The organism is Pseudomonas sp. KCJK9058, from assembly GCF_046230975.1.
GTDB classification, from domain to species: domain Bacteria; phylum Pseudomonadota; class Gammaproteobacteria; order Pseudomonadales; family Pseudomonadaceae; genus Aquipseudomonas; species Aquipseudomonas alloputida.
Window position 1 is genome coordinate 1 of the sequence record NZ_JBJJLR010000095.1, and the last position, 3,360, is coordinate 3,360.

General features: G+C 51.0%; 2 rRNA genes. Both read left to right on the plus strand.

Annotation, left to right across the window (positions count from 1 at the left end):
* The first annotated feature begins 192 nt into the window (after positions 1-192).
* Positions 193-3,085: ribosomal RNA gene (locus tag ACK59Z_RS25675) — 23S ribosomal RNA — on the plus strand.
* Positions 3,086-3,216: 131 nt separating this feature from the next.
* A 5S ribosomal RNA gene (gene rrf / locus ACK59Z_RS25680) occupies positions 3,217-3,332 on the plus strand.
* The last annotated feature ends 28 nt before the right edge of the window (positions 3,333-3,360 follow it).

The following is a 3,360-nucleotide window of genomic DNA, read 5'->3' on the forward strand; positions in this document are numbered from 1 at the left end:
GAATGTTGATTTCTGGCTTTTGTCAGATCGTTCTTTAAAAATTCGGATATGTGATAGATATAGACTGAACACCAGTTTCACTGCTGGTGGATCAGGCTAAGGTAAAATTTGTGAGTTCTGCTCGAAAGAGCAACGTACGAATTTTCGGCGAATGTCGTCTTCACAGTATAACCAGATTGCTTGGGGTTATATGGTCAAGTGAAGAAGCGCATACGGTGGATGCCTTGGCAGTCAGAGGCGATGAAAGACGTGGTAGCCTGCGATAAGCTTTGGGGAGTCGGCAAACAGACTGTGATCCAGAGATCTCTGAATGGGGGAACCCAGCCAGCACAAGCTGGTTATCTTGTACTGAATACATAGGTGCAAGAGGCGAACCAGGGGAACTGAAACATCTAAGTACCCTGAGGAAAAGAAATCAACCGAGATTCCCTTAGTAGTGGCGAGCGAACGGGGACCAGCCCTTAAGTTGGTTTGAGATTAGTGGAACGCTCTGGAAAGTGCGGCCATAGTGGGTGATAGCCCCGTACACGAAAATCTCTTATCAATGAAATCGAGTAGGACGGAGCACGAGAAACTTTGTCTGAATATGGGGGGACCATCCTCCAAGGCTAAATACTACTGACTGACCGATAGTGAACCAGTACCGTGAGGGAAAGGCGAAAAGAACCCCGGAGAGGGGAGTGAAATAGAACCTGAAACCGTATGCGTACAAGCAGTGGGAGCCTACTTTGTTAGGTGACTGCGTACCTTTTGTATAATGGGTCAGCGACTTATATTCAGTGGCGAGCTTAACCGAATAGGGGAGGCGTAGCGAAAGCGAGTCTTAATAGGGCGTTTAGTCGCTGGGTATAGACCCGAAACCGGGCGATCTATCCATGGGCAGGTTGAAGGTTAGGTAACACTGACTGGAGGACCGAACCGACTACCGTTGAAAAGTTAGCGGATGACCTGTGGATCGGAGTGAAAGGCTAATCAAGCTCGGAGATAGCTGGTTCTCCTCGAAAGCTATTTAGGTAGCGCCTCATGTATCACTGTAGGGGGTAGAGCACTGTTTCGGCTAGGGGGTCATCCCGACTTACCAAACCGATGCAAACTCCGAATACCTACAAGTGCCGAGCATGGGAGACACACGGCGGGTGCTAACGTCCGTCGTGAAAAGGGAAACAACCCAGACCGTCAGCTAAGGTCCCAAAGTCATGGTTAAGTGGGAAACGATGTGGGAAGGCTTAGACAGCTAGGAGGTTGGCTTAGAAGCAGCCACCCTTTAAAGAAAGCGTAATAGCTCACTAGTCGAGTCGGCCTGCGCGGAAGATGTAACGGGGCTCAAACCATGCACCGAAGCTACGGGTATCATCGTATGATGATGCGGTAGAGGAGCGTTCTGTAAGCCTGTGAAGGTGAGTTGAGAAGCTTGCTGGAGGTATCAGAAGTGCGAATGCTGACATGAGTAACGACAATGCGAGTGAAAAACTCGCACGCCGAAAGACCAAGGTTTCCTGCGCAACGTTAATCGACGCAGGGTTAGTCGGTCCCTAAGGCGAGGCTGAAAAGCGTAGTCGATGGAAAACAGGTTAATATTCCTGTACTTCCAGTTATTGCGATGGAGGGACGGAGAAGGTTAGGCCAGCCTGGCGTTGGTTGTCCAGGTTTAAGGTGGTAGGCTGAAATCTTAGGCAAATCCGGGATTTCAAGGCCGAGAGCTGATGACGAGTTGCCTTTAGGCGACGAAGTGGTTGATACCATGCTTCCAAGAAAAGCTCCTAAGCTTCAGATAACTGGGAACCGTACCCCAAACCGACACAGGTGGTTAGGTAGAGAATACCAAGGCGCTTGAGAGAACTCGGGTGAAGGAACTAGGCAAAATGGCACCGTAACTTCGGGAGAAGGTGCGCCGGCGAGGGTGAAGGACTTGCTCCGTAAGCCCATGCCGGTCGAAGATACCAGGCCGCTGCGACTGTTTATTAAAAACACAGCACTCTGCAAACACGAAAGTGGACGTATAGGGTGTGACGCCTGCCCGGTGCCGGAAGGTTAATTGATGGGGTTAGCGCAAGCGAAGCTCTTGATCGAAGCCCCGGTAAACGGCGGCCGTAACTATAACGGTCCTAAGGTAGCGAAATTCCTTGTCGGGTAAGTTCCGACCTGCACGAATGGCGTAACGATGGCGGCGCTGTCTCCACCCGAGACTCAGTGAAATTGAAATCGCTGTGAAGATGCAGTGTATCCGCGGCTAGACGGAAAGACCCCGTGAACCTTTACTATAGCTTTGCACTGGACTTTGAATTTGCTTGTGTAGGATAGGTGGGAGGCTTTGAAGTGGGGACGCCAGTTCTCATGGAGCCATCCTTGAAATACCACCCTGGCAACTTTGAGGTTCTAACTCAGGTCCGTTATCCGGATCGAGGACAGTGTATGGTGGGTAGTTTGACTGGGGCGGTCTCCTCCCAAAGAGTAACGGAGGAGTACGAAGGTGCGCTCAGACCGGTCGGAAATCGGTCGTAGAGTATAAAGGCAAAAGCGCGCTTGACTGCGAGACAAACACGTCGAGCAGGTACGAAAGTAGGTCTTAGTGATCCGGTGGTTCTGTATGGAAGGGCCATCGCTCAACGGATAAAAGGTACTCCGGGGATAACAGGCTGATACCGCCCAAGAGTTCATATCGACGGCGGTGTTTGGCACCTCGATGTCGGCTCATCACATCCTGGGGCTGAAGCCGGTCCCAAGGGTATGGCTGTTCGCCATTTAAAGTGGTACGCGAGCTGGGTTTAGAACGTCGTGAGACAGTTCGGTCCCTATCTGCCGTGGACGTTTGAGATTTGAGAGGGGCTGCTCCTAGTACGAGAGGACCGGAGTGGACGAACCTCTGGTGTTCCGGTTGTCACGCCAGTGGCATTGCCGGGTAGCTATGTTCGGAAGAGATAACCGCTGAAAGCATCTAAGCGGGAAACTTGCCTCAAGATGAGATCTCACTGGGATCTTGAATCCCCTAAAGGGCCGTCGAAGACTACGACGTTGATAGGTTGGGTGTGTAAGCGCTGTGAGGCGTTGAGCTAACCAATACTAATTGCCCGTGAGGCTTGACCATATAACACCCAAGCAATTTGCTGACGCAGATTGTGGTGGTGAAGACGAAAGACCCGAAAATTCGTAAGACCACAAATATCGCATATCCGAATTCGCTGGGCTGTCCATCTGGACATTCTGGCAACAGAATTTCTTGACGACCATAGAGCATTGGAACCACCTGATCCCATCCCGAACTCAGTAGTGAAACGATGCATCGCCGATGGTAGTGTGGGGTTTCCCCATGTGAGAGTAGGTCATCGTCAAGATTCATTTCGCAAAACCCCTATCTGCGCA